22 protein-coding genes are annotated in these 22,285 nt (G+C 65.1%); 12 read left to right on the top strand and 10 right to left on the bottom strand.

What is annotated here, in order from left to right; all coding sequences use genetic code 11:
• The first annotated feature begins 7 nt into the window (after positions 1 to 7).
• The 7 genes from CVO77_RS15300 to CVO77_RS15270 all read left to right on the top strand — a co-directional run bounded on the left by CVO77_RS15300 (position 8) and on the right by CVO77_RS15270 (position 6,128).
• Complete coding sequence (locus CVO77_RS15300) at positions 8 to 1,288, top strand: serine hydrolase domain-containing protein (RefSeq protein ID WP_105999781.1); 1,281 nt, start codon at positions 8 to 10, stop codon at positions 1,286 to 1,288.
• Positions 1,289 to 1,359: 71 nt separating this feature from the next.
• Entirely contained in the window at positions 1,360 to 2,040 is a 681-nt protein-coding gene (locus CVO77_RS15295) for a glutathione S-transferase family protein (RefSeq protein WP_105999780.1), read from the top strand.
• 170 nt (positions 2,041 to 2,210) lie between these two features.
• Complete coding sequence (locus tag CVO77_RS15290; protein ID WP_242445967.1) at positions 2,211 to 2,645, top strand: MerC domain-containing protein; 435 nt, start codon at positions 2,211 to 2,213, stop codon at positions 2,643 to 2,645.
• A gap of 54 nt (positions 2,646 to 2,699) precedes the next feature.
• The gene (locus tag CVO77_RS15285; protein WP_105999778.1) at positions 2,700 to 3,164 is read left to right on the top strand and encodes a Fur family transcriptional regulator; all 465 of its coding nucleotides are present in this window, start codon (positions 2,700 to 2,702) and stop codon (positions 3,162 to 3,164) included.
• A gap of 1 nt (position 3,165) precedes the next feature.
• Complete coding sequence (locus tag CVO77_RS15280) at positions 3,166 to 3,984, top strand: hypothetical protein (RefSeq protein ID WP_192878834.1); 819 nt, start codon at positions 3,166 to 3,168, stop codon at positions 3,982 to 3,984.
• Positions 3,985 to 4,192: 208 nt separating this feature from the next.
• Positions 4,193 to 5,716, top strand: coding sequence for a fumarate hydratase (locus CVO77_RS15275; protein WP_105999777.1), 1,524 nt, complete (start codon positions 4,193 to 4,195; stop codon positions 5,714 to 5,716).
• 142 nt (positions 5,717 to 5,858) lie between these two features.
• Positions 5,859 to 6,128, top strand: coding sequence for a GIY-YIG nuclease family protein (locus CVO77_RS15270; RefSeq protein WP_105999776.1), 270 nt, complete (start codon positions 5,859 to 5,861; stop codon positions 6,126 to 6,128).
• A gap of 63 nt (positions 6,129 to 6,191) precedes the next feature.
• Here the strand turns inward: CVO77_RS15270 and CVO77_RS15265 are convergent, their stop codons facing one another.
• Positions 6,192 to 7,355, bottom strand: a complete 1,164-nt coding sequence (locus CVO77_RS15265; RefSeq protein ID WP_105999775.1) for a DUF481 domain-containing protein — start codon at positions 7,353 to 7,355, stop codon at positions 6,192 to 6,194.
• Positions 7,356 to 7,483: 128 nt separating this feature from the next.
• Here CVO77_RS15265 and CVO77_RS21715 point away from each other — a divergent pair, with 128 nt between their 5' ends.
• Positions 7,484 to 7,759, top strand: a complete 276-nt coding sequence (locus tag CVO77_RS21715; RefSeq protein ID WP_242445966.1) for a hypothetical protein — start codon at positions 7,484 to 7,486, stop codon at positions 7,757 to 7,759.
• A 224-nt stretch (positions 7,760 to 7,983) separates the two neighbouring features.
• Here the strand turns inward: CVO77_RS21715 and CVO77_RS21710 are convergent, their stop codons facing one another.
• The 3 genes from CVO77_RS21710 to CVO77_RS15255 are packed head-to-tail and all read right to left on the bottom strand — an operon-like array spanning position 7,984 to position 9,517.
• The gene (locus CVO77_RS21710) at positions 7,984 to 8,196 is read right to left on the bottom strand and encodes an SDR family oxidoreductase (RefSeq protein WP_242445965.1); all 213 of its coding nucleotides are present in this window, start codon (positions 8,194 to 8,196) and stop codon (positions 7,984 to 7,986) included.
• A 50-nt stretch (positions 8,197 to 8,246) separates the two neighbouring features.
• Positions 8,247 to 8,597 carry a cupin domain-containing protein gene (locus CVO77_RS21430; protein WP_192878918.1) on the bottom strand — a complete coding sequence of 117 codons (351 nt, stop codon included), beginning with the start codon at positions 8,595 to 8,597 and terminating at the stop codon, positions 8,247 to 8,249.
• Complete coding sequence (locus CVO77_RS15255) at positions 8,594 to 9,517, bottom strand: alpha/beta fold hydrolase (protein ID WP_105999774.1); 924 nt, start codon at positions 9,515 to 9,517, stop codon at positions 8,594 to 8,596. Before CVO77_RS15255 ends, CVO77_RS21430 begins: the two co-directional genes overlap by 4 nt.
• Before the next feature lie 121 nt (positions 9,518 to 9,638).
• On the opposite strand from CVO77_RS15255, the gene CVO77_RS15250 reads away from it, so the two are divergent.
• The gene (locus tag CVO77_RS15250) at positions 9,639 to 10,556 is read left to right on the top strand and encodes a LysR family transcriptional regulator (RefSeq protein ID WP_105999773.1); all 918 of its coding nucleotides are present in this window, start codon (positions 9,639 to 9,641) and stop codon (positions 10,554 to 10,556) included.
• Between the two features lie 159 nt (positions 10,557 to 10,715).
• Here the strand turns inward: CVO77_RS15250 and CVO77_RS15245 are convergent, their stop codons facing one another.
• The 5 genes from CVO77_RS15245 to CVO77_RS15225 all read right to left on the bottom strand — a co-directional run bounded on the left by CVO77_RS15245 (position 10,716) and on the right by CVO77_RS15225 (position 17,191).
• Positions 10,716 to 12,266: a serine hydrolase domain-containing protein gene (locus CVO77_RS15245; RefSeq protein ID WP_146130887.1), complete on the bottom strand. Its 1,551-nt coding sequence runs from the start codon at positions 12,264 to 12,266 to the stop codon at positions 10,716 to 10,718.
• Positions 12,263 to 13,264 carry a dipeptide epimerase gene (locus tag CVO77_RS15240; RefSeq protein ID WP_105999771.1) on the bottom strand — a complete coding sequence of 334 codons (1,002 nt, stop codon included), beginning with the start codon at positions 13,262 to 13,264 and terminating at the stop codon, positions 12,263 to 12,265. Before CVO77_RS15240 ends, CVO77_RS15245 begins: the two co-directional genes overlap by 4 nt.
• 4 nt (positions 13,265 to 13,268) lie before the next feature.
• Complete coding sequence (locus CVO77_RS15235; protein ID WP_158258089.1) at positions 13,269 to 13,889, bottom strand: TetR/AcrR family transcriptional regulator; 621 nt, start codon at positions 13,887 to 13,889, stop codon at positions 13,269 to 13,271.
• A gap of 72 nt (positions 13,890 to 13,961) precedes the next feature.
• Entirely contained in the window at positions 13,962 to 16,274 is a 2,313-nt protein-coding gene (locus tag CVO77_RS15230; protein WP_242445964.1) for a TonB-dependent receptor, read from the bottom strand.
• Positions 16,275 to 16,318: 44 nt separating this feature from the next.
• Positions 16,319 to 17,191, bottom strand: coding sequence for an alpha/beta hydrolase (locus tag CVO77_RS15225; RefSeq protein WP_158258088.1), 873 nt, complete (start codon positions 17,189 to 17,191; stop codon positions 16,319 to 16,321).
• Between the two features lie 243 nt (positions 17,192 to 17,434).
• On the opposite strand from CVO77_RS15225, the gene CVO77_RS15220 reads away from it, so the two are divergent.
• The 3 genes from CVO77_RS15220 to CVO77_RS21065 all read left to right on the top strand — a co-directional run bounded on the left by CVO77_RS15220 (position 17,435) and on the right by CVO77_RS21065 (position 20,684).
• Positions 17,435 to 18,805, top strand: coding sequence for an MFS transporter (locus CVO77_RS15220; protein ID WP_158258087.1), 1,371 nt, complete (start codon positions 17,435 to 17,437; stop codon positions 18,803 to 18,805).
• Positions 18,802 to 20,196, top strand: a complete 1,395-nt coding sequence (locus tag CVO77_RS15215) for an amidase family protein (protein WP_105999767.1) — start codon at positions 18,802 to 18,804, stop codon at positions 20,194 to 20,196. Before CVO77_RS15220 ends, CVO77_RS15215 begins: the two co-directional genes overlap by 4 nt.
• A gap of 152 nt (positions 20,197 to 20,348) precedes the next feature.
• Complete coding sequence (locus CVO77_RS21065; RefSeq protein ID WP_146130885.1) at positions 20,349 to 20,684, top strand: hypothetical protein; 336 nt, start codon at positions 20,349 to 20,351, stop codon at positions 20,682 to 20,684.
• Here CVO77_RS21065 and CVO77_RS15210 read toward each other — a convergent pair.
• On the bottom strand, positions 20,627 to 22,228 hold the full coding sequence (locus CVO77_RS15210) for a carboxylesterase/lipase family protein (RefSeq protein WP_105999766.1): 1,602 nt from the start codon (positions 22,226 to 22,228) through the stop codon (positions 20,627 to 20,629). The genes CVO77_RS21065 and CVO77_RS15210 overlap by 58 nt on opposite strands.
• Positions 22,229 to 22,285 lie beyond the last annotated feature (57 nt).

Below are 22,285 nucleotides of genomic sequence, written 5' to 3'. Positions count from 1 at the left end.
CACGTCCGTGCTGCGCGTTTTTCTTGGTCTCATCGCGGTCGTCGCGTTGGGGTCGGCCGGCTGGTTTGGTCTTCACGCCTTTGGCGGCGGCCAACCGCTTGCCAGTGTCCCGATCCCGATCAAGGCCGCGGAAAACCTGCCCGACACGCCCGCGGAATGGCGCGGACGGATCGACTATCGCGCGCTCGACGGGCAATTGTCCGCCCTTTCGCAGCGACCCGAAATGGCAGGGCTGGCGGTGGCAGTGGTCGAAGACGGCGAATTGCGCTTCGTGCGCACCTATGGCGTCGCCGACGCCTCGACCGGAGCGCCGGTAACACCGCATACGCTGTTCCGCTGGGCCTCGGTTTCCAAAACCGCAACGGGGGCGCTGGCGGCGGCGCTGGCGACCGACGGCACCATCGACCTCGATCGTCCGATCACCACCTGGCGCACGTCGCTGCGCCTGCCGGGCGGCGCCGAGACGCGGGTAACGCTCGCCCAACTGCTTTCCCAACGCACCGGCCTCACCAAAAATGCCTATGACGAGAAACTGGAGGAAGGCCAGAGTCCCCGGCTGCTGCGCGCGAGCCTTGGCACCGCGCCGCTGCAATGCGAACCCGGCACCTGCCACACCTATCAGAACGTCGCCTTCGATGCCGCGAGCGAGATATTGGGTGAGGCCGCGAACAAGGCTTTCGCCGATGCGGTCGAGGATCGATTGTTCCGCCCGCTCGGCATGGTCGGCGCGGGATATGGGATGGCGCGGCTGACGGGCGCCAAAGATTGGGCCAGACCCTATCGCAACGGGCACCCACTCCCGGTCAAGGAAGCCTATTGGCGCGTTCCCGCCGCCGCGGGCGTCGAAAGCGATATCGTCGATTTCGCCACCTGGATGCAGGCGATGATGGGAAACCGCCCCGATGTGCTGCCGAACACGGTGCTGAACCTTGCCCACCAACCTCGCGTCGGCACGGCGCGCCCCTATGGCGGCGCTTTGCGGCAGACCATCAGTGATGCCGGCTATGGTCTGGGCTGGCGGAGCTTTACCTATGAAGGCCACAAGCTCGAAGGCCATTCGGGGGCGGTTTCGGGCTATCGTGCGACGATGATTTTCGAACCGGCGACGCGGACGGGCGTCGTGGCCCTGTGGAACAGCGATTGGGGATTTCCCTTCCGCATCCCGTTCGCGGCGATCGACAGCTATCACAAACGCGAGGGCGCGCGCTGGCTCGACCTCAGCGAACTGCCCCCGCCGACGGGCGGGGCCGCCGCGGTCAAGCCGATGGTCGAGGATCCGAAAGGGTAATCCCTCTTGGCGCTCGCTCCGCTGCCCGTGTATCAGGCGCGCACCCCCATCGCCCGTCAGGAGCGCGAAGCATGTATGTGCTGATCACCGCGAACCGCAATTATTCGAGCTGGTCGCTGCGCCCCTGGGTGCTGATGCGGGCGTTGGGCATCGCGTTCGAGGATCGGATCGAGCCATTCGCCGCGCCGGTCAATTACGACGCTTTCCGCAGCTTTTCGCCGACCGGACAGGTTCCGGCGCTGCTTCACGAAGGGCGGACGATTTACGACTCGCTCGGCATCACTCTCTATCTGGCGGACCGGCATGAGGGGGTTTGGCCCGCCGACCCCGACGCACGCGCCTGGGCAGGGTGCGCGGTCGCCGAGATGCACAGCGGCTTTTCGGCGCTGCGGGGCGATTGCCCGATGAACGTCGGCGTGCGGGTGAAGCCCAAGCCGATGTCCGATGCGCTGCGAAGCAACGTCACCCGTGTCCGCGAATTGTTCGAGGAAGGCCTGGCGAGGTTCGGCGGTCCGTGGCTGGCGGGCCACCGCTTCGGTGCGGCCGACGCCTTCTTTGCCCCGGTCGCTTTCCGCATCCGCACCTATGGCCTCGACGTTGGCGCCGGTCAGGCATGGGTCGACCATATCCTCGCCCATCCGGCGATGCTCGAATGGGAGCGACAGGCGCTGCTCGAGAATTGGCGCGAGGAAAGCCATGAGGCGGAACTGGCGGCGGCGGGGGCGGTTACCGCGGATTATCGGACGGCCTAGTTTTCAGCCCTCGTCCCCGCACAGGTGGCGGCCGCTATCGGCGTCGCACAAGGTTGCCAGCGCCTGCGCAGGGACGAAGGGAAAAGCGGAAATCCCACACAATGAGATATTGTAACCTGGGTCATGTTATGCCATATCAAAGCGGATCATTGGACCCAGCGGAGAATCGGGTGACCCACATCGCCAATCACAGCCATGCCTGGCCGCGCCTCGGCGCGCTGGTGCGGGCTGCGCGCGATTCGCGGCCGGTTACCTCGCTGTCGGGCGACCAGCTCGCGATGGGGCTGTCGGGGCTGTGCCTCGTCCACTGCCTCGCCACGACGATCTTCTTCGCATCGATCGCCTCGGTTGGCGGCGTGTTCCTCGAAAACCATCTTTTTCACGAGGTCGGCCTTGCCATCGCGATCGGCTTCGCGCTGGTGACCTTGCTCTCGGGCGTGCTCAGTCACGGCTATATGATGCCGTTCGGGGTCGGCTGTTTCGGGCTTGGCATGATGGCGGGCGCACTGTCGCGGCCGCACGACGGCAGCGAAGTGCTGGCGACGATGATCGGGGTCGCGATCGTCGCGCTCGGCCACGACCTCAACCGCCGCGCGCATCGCTGACCTAAGGGCTTGCCGCAGCTTGCGGCGGCCTCGCAAACACCCTACATTATCGCCATGGGCAAGCATGATCATGCGCATATCGAGGCCAGCGGCGCCTCGCTCGCCAAGGCGGCGCAAGGCGCGCTTGAACACGCGGGCGAAGCCTGGACCGACATGCGCGCGCAGATCTTCGACGCGGTCGCCGAAATCGGCAAGCCCGCGAGCGCCTATGAGATCGCCGACATCGTCTCGCAAAAGCGCGGTAAGCGCGTCGCGCCGAACAGCGTTTACCGCATCCTCGACCTGTTCGTCGCGACCAACCTCGTCCGCCGGGTCGAGAGCGCCAACGCCTTCGTCGCGAACAGCCATCCGGGCTGCCTTCACGACTGCATCTTCCTGATCTGCGACAGTTGCGGCAGCGCAGTGCATGTCGACAATGACCGGATTTCCGACGGCGTCCGTGCCGCCGCCGAGGCAACGGGCTTTGCCGCCGAGCGCCCGGTGATCGAAGTGCGCGGCAAATGCGCCGAGTGCCAATAAGTTGAGCGCAGCGGCGCTGCCGGCGGCACGCTGGTGGGCGCTGACCCTGGCCTTCGGCGTCGCCGCGCTGCTTTTCGGCCTGTCGCTGGGGCAGGTCTTTCCCCAAAATGGCTATGCGGTCGAGCCGGGTTATGGCGCCCCCGTCCTCGCGTTCGAATTTGCGGGCGGCCAGGCCGACCTCGTCGCGATCTTCGGGCTCGACAGCGACCCGGCGCAAGTGCCGCGCCTCGCGGCGATGCGCACCGGCAACGAACGCGATTATCTCTATATGCTGCTCTATGCGGGCTTTCTTGGTTCGGGGCTCGTCGCCCTGGGACGCGAGCTTCGGCTGCGGCCCGTCCTGCTCGCCGTCGCCTTGCCGATATTGGCCGCCTTTTGCGACGGCTATGAAAATTGGCTGCTCTTCGACATCCAGACCGCCTTCACCGCGGGGGATTATTCGCCCGCAATGGCGAGCCTGCCCTATCCGGTCGCGGCGAAATTCATCCTGCTCGCGCTCACCAATGTGGCGATCGGGCTCGCGCTGGCGCAGCTCGGCGGGCGCTGGTGGACGCTCGCCGGGACGCTCGTCATCGTCGCCTGCGTGCCCGCGCTGATGGCGATCGCCATCCCTTCGCGCTACGCTTGGACGCTGCTCGCGGCGATCGGGGGCGGCTGGATCGCGCTGCTCGGCACCGCGGCGATCGCGAGTTGGCGCGCGTTGGTGTGGAAGCGGTCGCTGGCACAAAAACGTCCGCTGGTGATCGTCGATGCTCCCACCAAGCCGCCTCGCGCTGCTCCGGCCTCAAAACCACGCGCATTCGGCCGACGCCGGGACTAGGCGGCCGTTGCCGGATAAAAGCCGTGTTCCCCCGCGAAGGCGGGGGCCCATCTCCTGTCAGCGCCAATTTTGAACCGACCGGAGATGGATCCCCGCCTTCGCGGGGACACGAGAGGGTTTCCCCCCAGCCCCAACGCGCTCCGACCCCTTCCCACTCAGCGCCTCTGGGGTTAGGGAGACACGAATCCTGAAACAGGGGGCTGCACCCATGAATTGCGTCATCATCCGCGAAGACGACCTCATCGAGACCATCGCCGACGCGCTCCAGTACATCAGCTATTTCCACCCGATGGATTATATCCGTGCGCTCGGCGCGGCCTACGAACGCGAAGTGTCGCCCGCCGCAAAGGATGCGATGGCGCAGATCCTCTCGAACAGTCGGATGTGCGCCGAGGGACATCGGCCGATCTGCCAGGACACGGGCATCGTCACGATCTTCGTCAAATGGGGCATGGACTGCCGCCTCGACAGCGCCCGCAGCCTGCAACAGGTGGTCGACGAAGGCGTGCGCCGCGCCTACCTCCATCCCGACAACAAGCTGCGCGCCTCGATCCTCGCCGACCCGGCGTTCAGCCGCGTCAACACCAAGGATAACACGCCCTCGGTCCTCAATGTCGAGATGGTGTCCGGCGCCAAGGTCCATATCGACGTCGCCGCAAAGGGCGGCGGCAGCGAGAACAAGTCGAAGTTCAAGATGCTGAACCCCAATGATTCGATCGTCGACTGGGTGCTCGAGACGGTGCCGCAGATGGGCGCCGGCTGGTGTCCGCCGGGGATGCTCGGCATCGGCATCGGCGGCACCGCCGAAAAGGCGATGCTGCTCGCCAAGCAGTCGCTGATGGACCCGATCGACATGACCGAGTTGCTCGCGCGCGGGCCGTCGTCGCCGATCGAGGAATTGCGCATCGAGCTTTATGAAAAGGTCAATGCGCTCGGTATCGGCGCGCAGGGGCTTGGCGGCCTCGCCACCGTGCTCGACGTCAAGATCGCCGACTGGCCGACGCATGCCGCATCGAAACCCGTCGCGATGATCCCGAACTGCGCCGCAACACGCCACGCGCATGTGACGCTCGACGGCGGCGGCCCGGCCTTCCTCGAACCGCCGGTGCTTGCCGATTATCCGCAGATCGACTGGACGCCCGACAAGGCGGCGATCCGCGTCGACCTCGACACTCTGACGCCCGAAATCGTCGCAAGCTGGAAGCAGGGCGACCGTATCCTCCTCAATGGCAAGATGCTCACCGGCCGCGACGCCGCGCACAAGCGCATCGCCGACATGCTGGCAAAGGGCGAGGAGCTTCCGGTCGAATTCAAGGGCCGCGTCATCTATTATGTCGGCCCGGTCGACCCGGTCGGCGAGGAGATCGTCGGCCCCGCGGGTCCGACCACCGCGACGCGCATGGACAAGTTCATGGACATGATGCTCGACCAGGGCTTGCTCGCCTGTGTCGGCAAGGCCGAACGCGGCCCCGCCGCGACAGCGGCGATTGCGAGGCACAAGAGCGCCTATCTGATGGCGGTCGGCGGCGCCGCCTATCTCGTCGCGCGCGCGATCAAGGGCAGCAAGGTCGTCGGTTTCGCCGACCTCGGCATGGAGGCGATCTACGAGTTCGAGGTCCAGGACTTCCCGGTTACGGTGGCGGTCGACAGCGAAGGCCAGAACGTCCACGTCAACGCACCGGCGTTGTGGCAGAAGCGGATCAGGGACGAGGGGTTGCTGGAAAAGGCGTAGGCCGTGTCCCCTTTCCCCGTCACCCCGGTGAGGGCCGGGGTCTCGCCCTAACGACCTGAAACCTCCGAAACGGCGAGATCCCGGCCTTCGCCGGGATGACGAAGTGGGATAGAGTTGCGCGAGGCGGCAGCCTTGCGTCTATATTCTTACCAATCGCGGCAACCAGCTATTCTATATCGGCGTGACCAGCGACATCGCCGCGCGCATGATGCAGCATCGGGCGGGCGCTGGATCGGCGCATTGCCAACGCTACAACATTCGCAAACTGGTCCATGTCGAATTCTGCTCTACGATGCACGAAGCCATCGCGCGCGAGAAGGCGCTGAAGGAATGGCATCGCGATTGGAAACGGCGACTGATTGACGAGAGCAATCCCGAATGGGATGATTTGTTCGACCGCATCCTTGGGTGAGGAGGCACACGGAAATCGCGCCGAGGGTCAGGAGATCGGCGGCGCCGAGATATTCGACGACCGCTAAAACCCATAGACCAACGTGAAGCGCGTCAGCGTGTCGATCGTCTCGATCCCCGGCGGCGGGCGGGTGTCGATGTCCGCCGAATAGGAAAAGCGCGCCGACAGGGCGCCGGTCAGTTTCGCGTTGAGCGCGGTCAGCGAGCTGGCGACCATATTATGTTCGCCGACGATCGTCGAAGCAACCTGCGTCAGGCGCAGGGTCGGCGACAGGCTCCAGCCGAAATCGAGCCCCGCGAGCCCGGTCAGCTCGCTCTCGCTCCGCCCGCGGCCGGGCAGATAATCGGCCTGACGCCACGCCGGCCCCGCTTTCAGGTTCAGCGTCATCGCCTTGCCAACGACGACCTTGTACCCCAGTCCCGCCGACGCGTTCCAGCGGTTGCCGAAGCCCAGGATCCGATCGCGTTCCCAGCGGCCGAGGCCATAAGCGAAGGCGCGGTCGCCGACCTTTATCTGCGGCTCATATTCGACCAGATAGCGCTCCATCGAGGTGCTGCCATTGGTGCGCTGATAATCGGCCTGGGCGCGAAAGCGCTGATCCCAGCCGATCCCCTTCCGATTCAGCGTCAGCCCGAGGCTGATCCCGGTCGAGGTGGCATTGCCGCTGCTGTGCGACGCGCCGATCTGCCCTTCGCCCTTCCAGTTCTGCCAGAATTTCGCAGCCGCCAGCTTGGCGCGCGCCGCGTCGGCCGCCGCCTTCTTTTCCGCCGCCCGCTTCGCGCGATAGTCGGTCAGCAACGCATCGATGTCGGCGATCCGTTCGGGGCTGGCCTTCTTCGCGAGTGCACCCACCGCCTCGACGTCGCCGTCCTTCCTGCTCGCCATCGCCGCGGCGAGCATCTGCCGGATCGGGTCCGGGTCCGGCGTACGCTCATGCTGCGCCTGCCAGGCGGCGAGGATCGCGTCGATCTCGGCTATCGACTGGGGATTGGTCGCCTTCGCCAGCGACACCACGGTTTCGACATCCTTGCGCTCGCCGCTCGCGATCGCGGCATCGATCATCGCGCGGACCGGATCGGGCAGGGGCACGGCTTCGGGCTCCAGCGGCGTCATCACCAGCGGGATGACCAGCAAGGGCAGCGCCGGATCGGGCACGGACGCGCACGCGGGCTGGGCGCCAGCGGCTATCAGGAGAGGGGCGACCGCGAGGCGCGCATATTGTCTCATCGAACGGGTCCTTCTCTGGGGGGCGAGGGGCCGGTTTTTCGATCCAAGGAAGGGTTTCGCCCCCCTCATCGTCGCCATAACCGCAAAGCCGCTGGCATTTCCACCCATTAGGTTGCATTTGCAAAAGCATGTGGATCGCGATCATCGCCATTTTCTGCGCCGGCGTCGGTAATTTCGCGATGCACCGCGCCTTCATGGAGAGCGACGACCCGCTGATCCAGCAGATGGTCCGACCGCTCGCCGACCGGGTCGGGCCGAACATCACCTATGTCTTCGAGTTCCTGTTGCTCGTCGGTGCGATGGCGATCGCGACGCGCAACTGGTTCACCGGCATGCTGCTCTATGGCCTCTATACCATTTTCAACGCGATGGCGTTCAGCTGGGTGATGCACCGGCCGCGATAGGAAGGCCGTCGTCGGAAGTCGGCGGACATCGGCCTGCCGAAGCCTGTCGTCCTGCCGATCGCGTGGGCGGCGATCCTGCAGAGTTGCCGTCACCTCTTTGATCAAGCTGAGAGGTTCGCTTCCTTGGGGAGACGGATTAACATAGTCTCTGCGGGGCAGATCAATGCCGCGATCGCCAAAGTCGCGTGCGAGGCCACGTACCATACCCTGGAGGGCCGACGTGTTCATCTGTAAGCCGCGCCGCCGGCAAAAGGCGTGCGATCGGCATTCACCGATCCGATGATGATGATCCGGTCATCGTTGCGCATGTGGCGCGCTGCCTCCACCGATGCAGGGTAGGGCGCGCGAACGTCGATATCGATCATATGGTCGACTGCATCAGCCTCGATCGTCAGCGGATCGCCCATGACCAGCCTGCCGGCATTGATGACGATCACATCGAGCGCGCCCGGGCCCCGCACGGCGAATAGCCCATCGGCGCGAACGGCTATGGCACTCGTTTCCGCAGCACGCGCTTCGGCCGCCGCCGGGGATTCGGCGTAAGTGAAGGTGACGCGGCCGCCACCATCCCATAGCTGAAATTCCACGTCTCCGCGACGATGGTTGCGACCCGGTCGTGCATGTGCGCCGCGATCCGCGTGTTGGCGGGGATGCCGAGCACGATCGTGTAAGGACCCTTACGCGACGGATCACCGGAACGAACATAGGTGCGTCTGCTTTCCGTCCCAGACGTTCCGCTGCCGGCGTCCGTGGCGGGAAGCTGCGCTATCTCAGCTCGCGTCAAACGCTGCGGCTGGAGCAGCCGCAGCCAGGAGAAGGAGGCGCCCTTGCGGGTCACTTGCCCTCGTCCAGGAAGGCCCGGACGAGCTTGATCGTGGCGGCGGGATTTTCTTCCATGATCCAGTGGCCCGAGTCAGGAACGATGCCCTCTTCAACATTTTCCGCAGCGGCGCGCATCACGGTTGCCATCATCGGGCCAAAGGATTTGCCGCCGCCGACGGCGAAGACCGGCATTTTGAGCTTGCCGCCCTCGGCAAGGAAAGCCTGATTGTCGGCAGCATCCCGATCGAACGCGGCGAACTGGGCGAACCCCGAATGCATGGCGCCCGGAAGCGCGTAGAGGCGGGCGTAATGCTCGCGGGATGCCTCGGTAAATCTTGCAGGGGTGGCTGAGAACTCATTCCAGAAGCGATCGAGATAGATGCGCTCGCGCCCGGCAACGAGACGTTCCATGTCCGGTCCGCCGAAGCGGAAATGCCAAAGGAGCGGGTTTTTGAGAACCTCTTCCCAAGGACCGATTCCTGGAATCGGGGCATCGATCAGAACGAAGCGCCGAACAAGGTTGCGATTCTGGGCCGCAAAGGCAAAGCCCACCATGTTGCCGATATCGTGGGTGACGAGATCGATCCGTTTCACTTTATAGTGATTCAGAACCGCGGAAATATCACCCGCCTGGGTCTTCTTGTCATAGCCTCCCAAAGGCTTGGACGATAATCCGAGACCCCGAAGATCAGGCACGATGACAAGATGATCGCGGGCCAGGTCGACGGCCATCGGCGCCCACATGTCGCCAGTTTCTCCATAGCCGTGCAGAAGAACAACGGCGGGCCCCTTGCCGCCGATCCGAACGTGGATCGTGGCGTCTCCGGCCGGGACATCGGCCACTCGAAAGCTACTGGGGAAAGGCTCGACCTGCGCCGTTGCTGGCGAGATCATGAAAAGAAGCGCGGCGGCAACAATGGTCAGACGGAAAGACATGGCTTTCTCCGGATCATGACGCCGCCCCCACGGCCATCGCCATCTGGACAACAACATGCGCCTCGGGCAGTAATTGGACTAGCCGGATGAATCCGAAACGAGCCGCCGGGATTTCCGAAAGATGATGAAGCTTTCCGGAATTGCAGCCTTCCTTGCGACCGCCGAAGCCGGCTCGATCAGCGCCGCTTCGAGGCGTCTTGGGCTCGCGACGTCCGTCGTCAGCGAGCGACTCGCCGATCTGGAGAAAGCACTCGGCACAAAACTGATCCAGCGAACGACGCGCAAATTGTCGCTCACCGAGAGCGGCCTGAGCTTCCTGCCACGCGCGCAGCGAATTATCCGGGAGGCCGACGAAGCCGAGGCAGAACTCGCCGCGCGCAGCGGAACATTGGCAGGTCCGTTACGCCTGTCGGCGCCAGTCAGTTTTGGGGCTCTACATTTCGGATCCGCGCTGTGCCGGTTTCTGCTGGAACATCCGGAAATCGACGTCTCGCTGGAGCTTGATGACCGGTTCGTCGATGTGGCTGCTGATGGCTTCGACGCCGTGCTGCGGCACGGCCCGGTGGGCGATACCCGACTGATTGCGCAACGCCTCGCGGTGAGCCGACGCCTGCTAGTCGCTTCGCCAACCTATCTGAAAAGATATGGCTGCCCCGTCGCACTGACCGATCTCTCCAACCACCGGGGCATTCTATACTCCAATCGCGAGAGCGACTGGCGGTTTAGAACAGCAAGCGGATGGTCGGTGGTAAGGCCAACCCCGGCGCTCCGCGTCAACAACGGCATGATCATGAAGGACGCGGCGCTTGCGGGAATCGGGATCGCGCTCCTTCCCACCTTTTTCGTTCACGACAGCATCGCGAGCGGCGCTCTGGTGGCGCTCGATATTGGTGTCCGAGCGGAGGGAGCAGAGCTGTTCATCGCCTATGCCCGCGATCATGGCTCAACGGCCAAGATATTGGCGCTTGCCGCGAGTTTACGGCAGAGCTTCGGCGAACCGCCATATTGGGACAATCCGCTGATCACGCAAGGCGAATGATGGCCGAAAGCGGAACGGCAGGCTGCGGGTTCGATTAAAGGGACGTCGCCATTCGTCCAGTTCACCTTGTGATATGTCGTGGCCGCTAATGAAACTGTTTTGACACAATCCCTTGGCGGGCCTGGAACCGCGTGCCGAACCAAGATTGGCCGCTCAGCATCACGAACGAGGTGCGAACCGCAATCGCAGCGTCCGCCCACTCGTCAGCAGAAGACCGTCGTCTCTGGCCTCGATCAGCACCGCCAGCGGCAGGCTGCCTGTCGCCCGTCCTTCCCAAAGCGCCGGGCCGATCGCCGTCAGCGCATAATTCAGTGCGCCCAGCGAATGCGAGAGGGTGAGCAGAGCAGAGCCGCCGCCTTGCTTTGCGATGGCCGCGCTGATTGCCGCCGAGGCATTTTCATATTGGCCGACGAGCGAGTCGATCTCCGCATCCTTCGGCGCCTCCACGCGCCACAGAATATCGGTCCTGCCATATTCCTCGACCGCGAGCGCCATACCGTCGGGTTGCGCTATTACCGCCATGTCGGTGGGCACCAGCGGCACGCTGAGCCGTCCCTCGGAATCGCGGCGTGCGGGCAGCGTCATGCCGTCGATCCGGATCGCCTGCTTGCCCTCGATCGCTTCCAGCGCCAGCCGGCGTCCGGTTTTCGCCGAATGGAATATGCCGGTAATCGGCTCGGCTGGCACGTCCTCGGGCAGCGGCAGACCGGGGATGCAGCTTTCGATGATCGCATCGACGAGGTTGTGGAGATCGAGCCCACCGATACCATTGCTCATCACGATGACATCGAGTTGATGATCGACCAGCTTGAGCATCTGGCACGATCCCCCGACGACCGCACCGGCGTGATGGACGGCGGCGAGACCGCGATGCCGTCCGGCGATCAGGCCCAGCCCATAGCCGTGACTCGTCATCGGCGTCCGCATGGTTTGCCAGGTCTCGCGCGAGCCGACGACGGGATCGCTCATGTGCTTCAGCCACAGCAGCATGTCGTCGACCGTCGAGACGATCCCGCCCTCGCCGCCGATCGGCACACCGAACACGCCGCGGGTATAGCCGCCCGCCGGTAACGGCACATGCAGCGTGGCGCTGTTGGGAACAAGATCGGTATCGAGCGGGCGCAACCGCGTGTCGTTCATGCCGATCGGCTCGAAGATTCGTTCCCGCAGGAAATCAGCGAAAGATTGCCCGCTCACGCGCGTCACGATCTCGGCGAGCAGCGCATAGCCGCCGTTATTGTAGCTCCAGCTCGTGCCGGGCGCGAAATTGACGCTGTCCAGCGCGGCGAGCGTCCGCAAGTGGATGTCCGGGGCGGCCGCGACGCCCGGCCCCGCCGCATGGAGGATGAGATCGAGGCTGTCGCGCATGCCGCTGGTGTGCGCCATCATCTGACGCAGCGTGATCGCATCGGCCCAGCCGGGCAGCTCTGGAAGCACCTTGCGCGGCGAGTCGTCGATCGACAGCCGCCTTTCCTCGGCCAGCAACATGATCGCAAGCGCGGTGAAATGCTTGCTGGTCGAGCCGATCCGCATGCGAATGGTCGGCGACAGCACGACCGGTAGTTCGACGCTCGCCATGCCGACACCGCGGCGGTAACCGGGGATGCCGCCGAGCGCGACGCCGACCGCAAATCCGGGCGCATCGCTCCTGTCATAGGGGACGAGCAGCGCGTTCAATGCGGCCGGATCGATCCGAGCCCGCGCGGTCATGGCCGTCCCGAGCCCCACACGTCCGGCCCGGCGAAGACCGTGCCGTCGCGATAGGCGACCGATGGCAATCGATCCTCGACGATGAAGGTGGCCCCGTCGAGATCGACGAAATCGCAGAGCTGCGCGAGAACGAAGCCCGGCGCGGTGGCGAGGCTGGTGCCGATCATCGTGCCGACCATCACGCCGAGGCCGAGGCGTCGTGCCTCGGCGGCCATCAGCAACCCTTCGGTCAGCCCGCCGCATTTATCGAGCTTGATGTTGACGATCTGGAATTGGCTCGGCGCCGCGGTCACATCGGCCAGCGACACGATGCTTTCGTCGCCTGCGATGGGGATCGGCGACGCCAGCCCTTCCAACGCCGCCTCCTCACCGCGAGCGAGTGGCTGTTCGAGCAGCGACACGCGCTGTTCGACAAGTGCGGGGATCAGAGCGTCGAGCTGGTCGCGAACGAAGCCCTGGTTGCCGTCCACCCCCAGCCAGACATCGGGTCGCGCGGCGCGGATCGCGTGCACCCGCTGGAGGTCCAGCGCGAGATCGCCGGTCAGCTTGATCTTGATCGCTCGCGCATCGACATAGCCGACGGCGCCGCGCGCCATTTCAATCGGGGTGTCGGCGCTGAGCGTGAAGGTGGTGACGACCGGGCGCGGCTGGGGCACGCCGGCCAGCTGCCAGACAGGCTTGCCCGACCGCGCCGCTTCGAGTTCCCACAATGCGCAGTCGATCGCGTTGCGCGCCCCGCCGGGCGGCAGGAGCGATCGCAACGCCTCACGGTCGAGGCCGCCCTCGACCGCCGCGCGCACATCTTCGATCGCGGCGCGCATATTGGCGGCATCGTCGCCAAGGAAATAGATGCCCGACGCCTCACCGCGCCCGCGGCGCGCGCCGTCATCGAGCGTCACCACGATCACCTCCCAGGTTTCGAAGGTGTAGCCCGCCACGCGCAACGGATTTGCGAGCCGCAGCACTTTCGAAGCGATGTCGAGTTTGAGCTTCGGCATTGCCTCAGGCGTCGAAGAGCAGATCGAGTATCTGCTTCTTCCAGATCCGGATGGAATAATCGATCACCGCCTTGTTCGGATTGCGGATATATTCGACCGTCAACCCGCGCGTGATGGCATTGTTGAGCAATTGCAGGCTCATATGGGCTTCATCATCCTTGATGCCCGCGGCATGGAGAATGCTGTAACCCCACAGGCGGACGCGCCGGTCGAAGCGGCGCGTGCTCGGCCCCACTTCGCGGTCGAGATCGGGGTCGTTGCGCCGGGCAAGATGGATTTCGAGCACCGCCGCCATTTCCGGCCGACTGACCATCTGGAAATTCGCATCGAGCAGATTCTCCATCGATTCCCGCGGGGTCTTCCCGCGCCGGATGGCGTCGGCATATATCTGCGTCCGATAGGCCGAAAACTCGGCGGCGACCGCCGCCATGATCTTCGCCTTGGTCGGGAACTGATGCTGGATCGCGCCAAGGCTCATGCCGGCGGCATCGCGGATCGCATGCATCGTCGCCCCCGAATAGCCTTGCGCGCACAACACGTCGCGCGCGGCGGCGATCACCTTGGCGCGGGTGGCCGCGCTGCGGTCTGCCTGGCTGCGTCGAGGTTTAACGGCGGTCTTTGTCATGCTGCGATCATGGATAGCGTCCGATTGAATCATAGGCGAGATTTGCATAGGTCCGCTCGAAACGCACGCCCCTCAAAACCCGACGGCAATGCTGACGCCCGCCGTCCGCGGACGGATCACGCCAGTTCCGAGCGCGCCATTGGCATTACGGAAGAGGCCGTTGGCGGTCAGCGCCTGGGTCGCGGTAATCCCGGCGACGTTGGTGAGGTTGTCGACATAGGCATTGACCGCATAGCGGCCGAACGAAAGGCCGGCGCGCAGGTCGATCACCTCATAGGCCGGGACCCGCGCGAAATGGCCGTAGAGCGCACGGTAGACCGGGTCGTAGTTTCCGGACTGCCCCGACAGCGATCGGATCGAGCCGCCGATCGACGCCGTGGCATCCCCACCCAGCGCCCATTGGTAATCGGCGTTGACGCTGATCGAATATTTGGGCGTGAACGGCAGCCGGTCGCCCTTCACTGCGCCGACGACGAGCGGATCGGTGTCGCCGCTGAGTTTTGCGTCGTTGAGCGCGAAGTTGACCGACGTCACAAACCCGGCGGTCGGGCGCATCGTTGCCGCGATCTCGGCCCCGTCGATGTTCGCGCCGCGGCCGTTGGCGTTGATGCCGAAGCCATTGACGACGGCGGCAAGCTGAATGTTGTTCCAGTCGATATGGTAGATCGACGCATCGAGTCCGAAGGTGCCGTCGGCGGTCTCGCCCTTGAACCCGAGCTCGTAGCTGGTGACGGTATCGGGGTCATAGGTCGTCGGCGTGCTCCCCGGCGCGCCCGCGGGCACGACGTTGGGACCGCCGGGGCGATAGCCCTTTGCGACCCGCGCATACAGCGACGCGCGGTCGCCGAACTTGACCTTGGGCGCCACCGAATAGGTGAAGACATTGTCCGACGACCGCAGGTCGCCGATATTGCTGCTCCCCAGCAGGACGCTGTCCGTCACCTGGTCGGCGCGCTGCCGGTTGTGGCTGTAGCGCCCGCCGATGTCGACGTCGAACCATGGCGAGAGGTGGAGTGTCGCATTGGCGAAGCCGGCAAATTCCTCATATCGCGACCGCAAATCATATTGCACCAGTTCGAGCGGATAGGGGATCGGCGTGAGCGTCCCCGGCTCGACGAGGTTCAACTGCTGGGAAATCAGCGCTTTTTCATGCGTGTAGTAGCCGCCGACCAGCCAGTCGAGGAAACCGCCGCCGTTTGATGCGAGGCGCAGCTCCTGTGTCCACTTGCGGCTTTCGGTCGCCTGATCGAAGGCGGCATTGTTCTGCGGGATCCGCGGAAGACCGAACGATTCCAGAAGATCCGAATAGGGACCGGCAAGCGCCGCGCTGAGATTGGCGGTATAATCGGAGCGCAGCGACTGCAACTGCTCGCCATAGCTCGTCGCCGAGGTCAGCGTCGCGAAGCCGAAGTCGTAATCGATCGTGCCGTTGTAGAGGCGATACTTCACGTCGCTGAACGAGGGGAGATATTCCGACAGCGTGAGGCCGCCATAGAGCGGCTTCAAGGTTCGGGGATCGGCTTCGACGACGCTCGGCGCGCCGTCAACGTTCAGGTTCTGGAGCACAGCGCTCAGCCTGACGCTCAGGCGCGAGTCGGGCTTCCACAGCAGCGAGGCGCGACCGCCGTAATTCCGCAGGTCGTTGAAATCATCGTCGACCCTCGACGCGGCGGTGCCGATCGAGTCGATATAGCCGCCCTGTTTGCGATACGATCCCGAGGCGCGGAACGCGAGCGTATCGGTGATCGGCAGATTGATCATCGCCGCGCCGCGATAAGAGGCTTTGCCGCCATCGGTGAATTCGACTCCGCCCAGCACCTTGCCCTCGATCTGGTCAGTGGTCGGTTCATTGGTGACGAACTTGAGCAGGCCGCCAAGGGAGCTGGCACCGTAAAGCGTGCCCTGCGGCCCTTTCAGCACCTCGATCCGGGCGATGTCGAGCGTGTCGAAATCGCCGGCGAGTTCGGCGCCGTTGGCCAGCGCCGTGCTCGATCCGAACGGCGTCTCGTCGACATAAACCGCGACGGTCGAGGCGACCCCGCCGGTATTGACGCCGCGCAGCACCAGCCGCCCCTGGCCGGGCGTGCCCTGGACAAGCTGCAAGTTCGGCACGTTCTTGAGGTAATCGGCGAAACTGGTCGCATGCTGCTGTTCCAGAAGATCGCCCGAGATCACCGACACCGATTGCGGCACGTCGATCAACGTTTGCGACCGCTTCTGCGCGGTGACGACGATGTCGGTCGATGACATGGTCTCCGCGTCAGCGTCGGGCGCGGTTCGCTGCGCCTCTGCGGCCGCCTGCGTCGCGGCGTGTGCCATCGAGCCATGGGCCAAGGCAATGACGGCAGCCGTCAATGACAATCCAGCCGAAGTGATCCGTTTCATTTCATCCCTCCCCAAGCTCGTTCTATTTTCGTCTTTTTCCGGCCTCACGCGCCCTGCCGCAGCGCGAAACGCACGCCGTGGATCATGGCGCTAGGCGCAACCGACGTATGGTCTTCCTCCGCGAAGGCGATGTGGCGCAGATCTGCGACTCCCGCCTCGCGCAGCGCGTCGGCGAACTCCTTTGCGGCCTCCACCATGCGCGCGGCGCGGATTTGCGCCTGCGCCTCTTCCAGCGTGACGCCGAGGCCCGGCGGGACGCTGGTCGGCGGGTCCTGCTCCTTGCCGCCGACATCGACGAACACGCGCGGCTGCTTAGGCAGCGCCGCCAGTCGTTCCTTGAACGCCGGCAGCTTCTGCAAGATCGAAAAGCCGTCCCACCACAAGGACGGGCTGCTGACGATGAAGTTCGAGAAAGCGTCGGGCCGCGTCAGCAGCGCATGCGCCGCGAACAGGCCGCCCAGCGAATGGCCGAACAGGATATGCTCGTCCCCGTCGGTTTGCGGGTAGCGGGCTGCGATCTCGGGCTTCAGCGTGTCGGCGAGGAAGGCGAGGAACGCATCGGCGCCGCCGTTGCGGTCGCTGCCGATCATTGCGCCGACCGACCCCATCGCCGCGGCCGCTTCGGCGCTGATCGGCGGCGAGAGGTCCGCCGTCCGCAATTTCAGGAAGTCGAGATACGTCGCTTCATAGCCGATGCCGACGACCATGAAAGGCGGGAAAGCCGCTACGCTCGACAGCGCGCGAGCAATCTCCGCCGCCATGCCGAACAGGAAATCGCCATCGACCACATAGAGGACGGGCAATTTGGTGTCGGGTGGCGCCATCGCCGGTGCCGCGACGCTGATCTTCAACAGCCCCTCGCCGCCGGGATGGGGAAGCGTGAACTGCTCGAGGGACGCACGAACCGAAAATTGCATCGTCAACTCCATCAAGCCGGGTTCGGGCCGTAGCCCTGACCGGACGCATGCAGTGCGAACGCGCGCCGAAGCGCGCCTTCCTCTCCTTGATGCGGCCCACCTGCGGATATTGCTTCCGCTGACGGGCCATCATCCTGTTAGCCGACTCATCTTCGCTATTGACAATAAAGTCAACTTGTTTCTTTTTAATGAGAGACCGTGGGCCGCTAAGCCCCGGCAACCGGATTCGAGGGAGAGATGGCGATGGAGAGCGCAAGCCTGGCGATTGCCATATCGCCCGCCGACGACGAGCCTGCCGCCATCGCCGCGCCCAAAGCCCCCGCATCGGCTTGGTACGGGCTGTTCGTCCTCGTGATGGCGACGCTGTTCGCTTATGTCGATCGCCAGATTCTCAATCTCGTCGCCCCCTCCCTCCAGGCGTCGCTGGGCATTACCGACCTGCAGATCGGCATGCTCCAGGGACTGGGTATGGCGATCTTCGCCAGTGTCGCCAGCTATCCGCTGGGCTGGCTTGCCGACCGGTTCGGCCGCCGGCTGCTGCTGGCGATCGGGGTCGCCTGCTGGTCGCTGGCGACGGGGTTCACCGCGTTCCAGAACAGCTTCGGCGGCTTGTTCATGGGCACGATCGGCATCGCCGTCGGCGAGGCCGGGCTGGCGCCGATCGTCTATGCGATGATCCCGGACCTGTTTCCCGAGCGCCAACGCAGCACCGCCAATTTCATCTTCTACGGCGCGTCATTGCTCGGCGCCGGCGCTGGCATGGCGCTCGCCGGCGCGTTGCTGCAATGGCTGGCCGGATCGCAGCATGACGTCCCGGCATGGCTTGCCGGTATCGACACATGGCGCATGGCGATGATGGCAGTGGCGTTGCCGGGTCCGCTGTTCCTGTTGCTCGTCGCGACAATGCCGCTCGGTAAAAGACTGCCCTTCCAGCGGCAGGAGTCCGCCTCCGCCGACCCGACGATGGTCGCTTTCCTGCCTTATGCGAAAAGGCATCGGCGCGCACTGGCGCTGTTTTTCTGCATGATCCTGGCGATGAACGTGCCATTGACGGCGAGCCTTACATGGTTCCCGCTGGCGCTGCCCAGGGCGTTCGGGATCGATCCTTCCGCCATCGGCGTCGCGCTCGGCTCGGCGATCGCGGTCGCAACGCTGATCGGGGTGATTTTGCCGGCGATCGCCCTGAAGCTGTGGCGCGGCTCCGCGCTGACGACCGCGCAGGCCTTCATCGCGCTGGCAGCGGTGCCGGCGGCGGTCCTTCCCTTTGTCACCTCCCCGTTCCAGGCCTATGCCGTCGCCACCATCGTCGGGGCGATGGGCGTCGCCGCCTCGGCGCTGATACCGGGGCTGCTTCAGGATCTTGCGCCGCCGCACCTCCGCGCGCGCGCGCTGGCGATCCTGAGCATCGCCGCCGCGCTGGCGCTGGCCGCCTCACCGATGGCGATCGGGATAATTTCGAGCCAGATCGTCGGGCCGCGCAGCATTTTGCAGGCGATCACCATCGTCAGCGTGCCCTGCCTGGTCGCGGCGGCGATTCTGATGGCCTTCGCCAAAAGGCCCTATGCCGCCACCGTACGGGCCAATCAATCGCAGCTTCCAGAGGACCAAGCATGACAACGACCGACATGACCGCGATGCGCACTGCGATCGAAGCGGGCCGCACCACCCCCGCCGCCTTGGTGGAGCGCGCGATCGAGCGCGCCGAGACGGTCAATCCGCGGCTCAACTTCATCGCGTGGTCGACTTTCGAACGCGCGCGCGCGCAGGCATCGGAGCCGCGCACCGGCCCCCTTGCGGGCATTCCAACGCTGATCAAGGACATGCTCCCCGAAAAGGGGGTGCCGGCAAGCTGGGGCGCCGCCGCGCTGCGCGATTTCATCGCACCCGAGGATGCGCCCTACACCCGCGCGATCGCCGACGCCGGGCCGATCTCGATCGCGCGCTCGGCAATGCCCGAGCTGGGGCTCAACGTCGTCACCGAATCGCCGCTGGTCGGGCCGACGCGCAATCCATGGAGCCTCGATCATACGCCGGGCGGCTCGTCGGGCGGCGCAGCCGCAGCGGTGGCGGCGGGTGTAGTGCCGATCGCGCACGGCAGCGACGGGCTCGGCTCGATCCGCCACGGCGCGGCTCCGTGCGGGCTGGTCGGCCTCAAGCCTTCGCGCGGGCGCAATATCGGCGACGAGGCGCTGCGCTCGATCGCCGATCTCAACGTCAACGGCTGCGTCAGCCGCACCGTGCGCGACACCGCCGCCTGGCTGGAGGCGACCCAGACCCGCGCTGCCAACGCCGCTTTCGCGCCGGTGTCGCTGGTCATAGAGCCGATCGACACACCGCTTCGCATCCACGCCTACAGCACGATCATGCGCTCCGGCGCGGCGCCGGATGCCAGCGTGAGCCGCGTCTTTGCGGAGACGATCGATCTGCTTGGAAAGTGCGGGCACAAGATCGCCGACGGTCGGTTGCCGTTCGACGGCCCCCAGGCAATCCACACGCTCAACGATATCACCGAAGGCATGTTCGCACGCCGCCTCGGCGCTCTTTGCGATCTCATCGGTATCCAGATCGCGCCCGAAGACCTCGAACATCGCTCGGCTACGCTGATCGACGCCGGCAACCGGATCGACGACGCGCAATTCGGCGCGGCGTGGCAGCGGATGGAGACGATCGTCGCGGCCTATCTCGACCAGCTGAACCGGATCGACATCTGGATGACGCCGACTTTCGGCGCCGAAACCGTCCGCATCGGCGTGTTCGGCCCCGATGTGGCGTGGCCCGACCAAGCCGATCATCTCGTCGACTATGCCGGCTATTGCTGGATTGATAATTTTTCCGGCACCCCGTCGATCAGCCTGCCGATGGGCTTCAGCGACAACGGCCTGCCGGTCGGCGTCCAGTTCGCCACACGGCCGGGCGGCGAAGCCCTGCTGCTCGCGCTCGCCTACCAGCTTGAAGCAGCCGTGGAATGGGAACGGCGTACGCCGCCGATCTGGGTGGGAGAATGAACCCTATTCCCTGGGTCGACGGCGAACTCGTCCTGTTTGGCGAGCAGGTGGCGCGCTTTATCGAGCGCAAGCTCCTGCCGAAAGCGGCGTCATAGGACGCGCGCGGCTCGGTCGACCCGGAATCTTGGCACAAGGCGGCGGAACTCGCTCGCATGGAAGCGGTGATCCATCAGGACATCGGCCGCGCCGGTCTTGGCGGCAGCTTCGGCAGCATCAACAGCGCGAGCTCGATCATCGTCGCCGCCGTCGCTCCCCACAGGGACCGAGCCTGGTGCGCGAGCCCTGTCGATTTAGAATGTTTCCCTGTCGAACTCGGCTATTCTCCTCGTGGCATTGTAGCGCCGCTAGGCCGCAATATCATCGATGATTATTCCAACAGAGCCGCGCCAGAAACACATGACGCGGTTGTCGGCGGGCAACCCATGGATTTTCAAGGCGTGAACCATTGCAGGCCCGCAGCGCGGCGACTGCCCATCCATTCTTCGTGAAACTCGAAGCTGCCCGGGAAAGGATCCCGCCTCGCGACAGGCCGCTCGCCGAAATTCATGAAGTTTTCCGCATCACCATAAGGCGGCCACACCGATCCCCCCGAGGCCGTGGGGACCGCCCTTGCCGCAAAGGCGATCCAGTAATCTATCATCTGTCCGGCAAGGCGCCTTTCAGTCGCGCCTGCGGGAGTCGGCCAGTTCGGCGACCCGAGCGGCCGCTTGCCCGCGATGCCAAATGTAAAGGGCAGCTCGCTCGCGTGGAAGGCGCACAGATCGCGCGCCCGTGCCTCTGCATAGCAATGGTCGAAGACATAGAAATAGGCAGGCAGCCCCGCCGCAGCCTGCTGGCGCACGATCCGCTCGCCCGCCCAGCCGTAGATGGTATCGCGCGTCGCCGCGAGCATGCTCTCGAGCGGGCTCGACGCAGGATAGAGACGCAGAAAAGCGGGCGCGAGTTTGCCATAGCGCGCGGCGATCGCCGCCTCATAGCCTGCCGCATCGGTCGGCACGGCTGGCACCAGGCGCCGCTGCGACCGAACCTCGCCGCTGTTGACGCCCGCGAGCACGGGAATCTTCATCTGCTCGCTGCGATCGAGAATGGCGACGAGTTGATCTGGGACGATTGCCCCGTCCACCACCGGCTGCGCCACGAAGTGGGTGCGCAGTCCCGCCGCGACGAGCCTTTCCGGGTCGATCCCACGCAGCGCGCCGACATTCGCCGCGCCGAGGCTTTCGGCGAACGCGCGTCCAGTTGCCTCGGCGGGCGGCAGGCCGAAGGCGGTTTCGCGCAGACGCGGCATTGTGCGCAGGTTGGTGCTCTGGACGATCGCCTTGCCGAACAGTCCCCGCGCTTTCGGGCTGCCGAGGAGATAGCTGACGCTCAGCGCACCGGCCGATTCCCCCATCGCGGTCACATTGGCGGGGTCGCCGTCGAACGCCGCGATGTTTCGTTGCACCCATTGCAGCGCGGCGATCTGGTCGAGCAGACCGTAATTGCCCGAAATGCCGTCGGCCGATTCGGCGCTCAGCCCCGGATGCGCAAGCCAGCCGAAAACGCCGAGCCGATAATTGATCGAAACGAAGACGATGCCGCGCTTCGCATATTCGCGACCATCGTACATCGGGCTGGCGCTGCTCCCGAATTGCAGCGCGCCGCCGTGAATCCATACGATCACCGGCGCCTTTCTCGCCTTCGCAGGCGCCCAGACGTTGAGCGTCAGACAATCCTCGCTCATCGGTCGCGCCGGTTCGAAATAGACGCTGTCGGCGGGATAGGGTGGCTGCATGCAGTCGGGGCCGAAGGCGCGCGCGTCGAGGGTGCCGTCCCAGGCGGTGGGTGATGCAGGCGGGCGCCAGCGCCGCTCGCCGACAGGCGGCAACGCATAGGGTATGCCCCGAAAGACGCGCAGTCCTCCCTCGACCGTCCCGGCGACCGGGCCTTGCGCAGTCCGGGTTTCGGGCCGCTCCCCGGCGTCGGCGAAACCGGCGCTCGCGACGGCCATCGCAGCGAACAGCAGGCCGATCGTGCAGGTGCGCCTCGTCATCTTCCTCTCCCTCGGCGGCGATGCTTGCCATCGTCCGATGCGACATTTACACTCACG

The organism is Sphingopyxis lindanitolerans (genome assembly GCF_002993885.1).
GTDB lineage: Bacteria > Pseudomonadota > Alphaproteobacteria > Sphingomonadales > Sphingomonadaceae > Sphingopyxis > Sphingopyxis lindanitolerans.
Note: the sequence above shows the minus strand (reverse complement) of the source record. Positions and strands in the feature narration are given on the sequence as shown.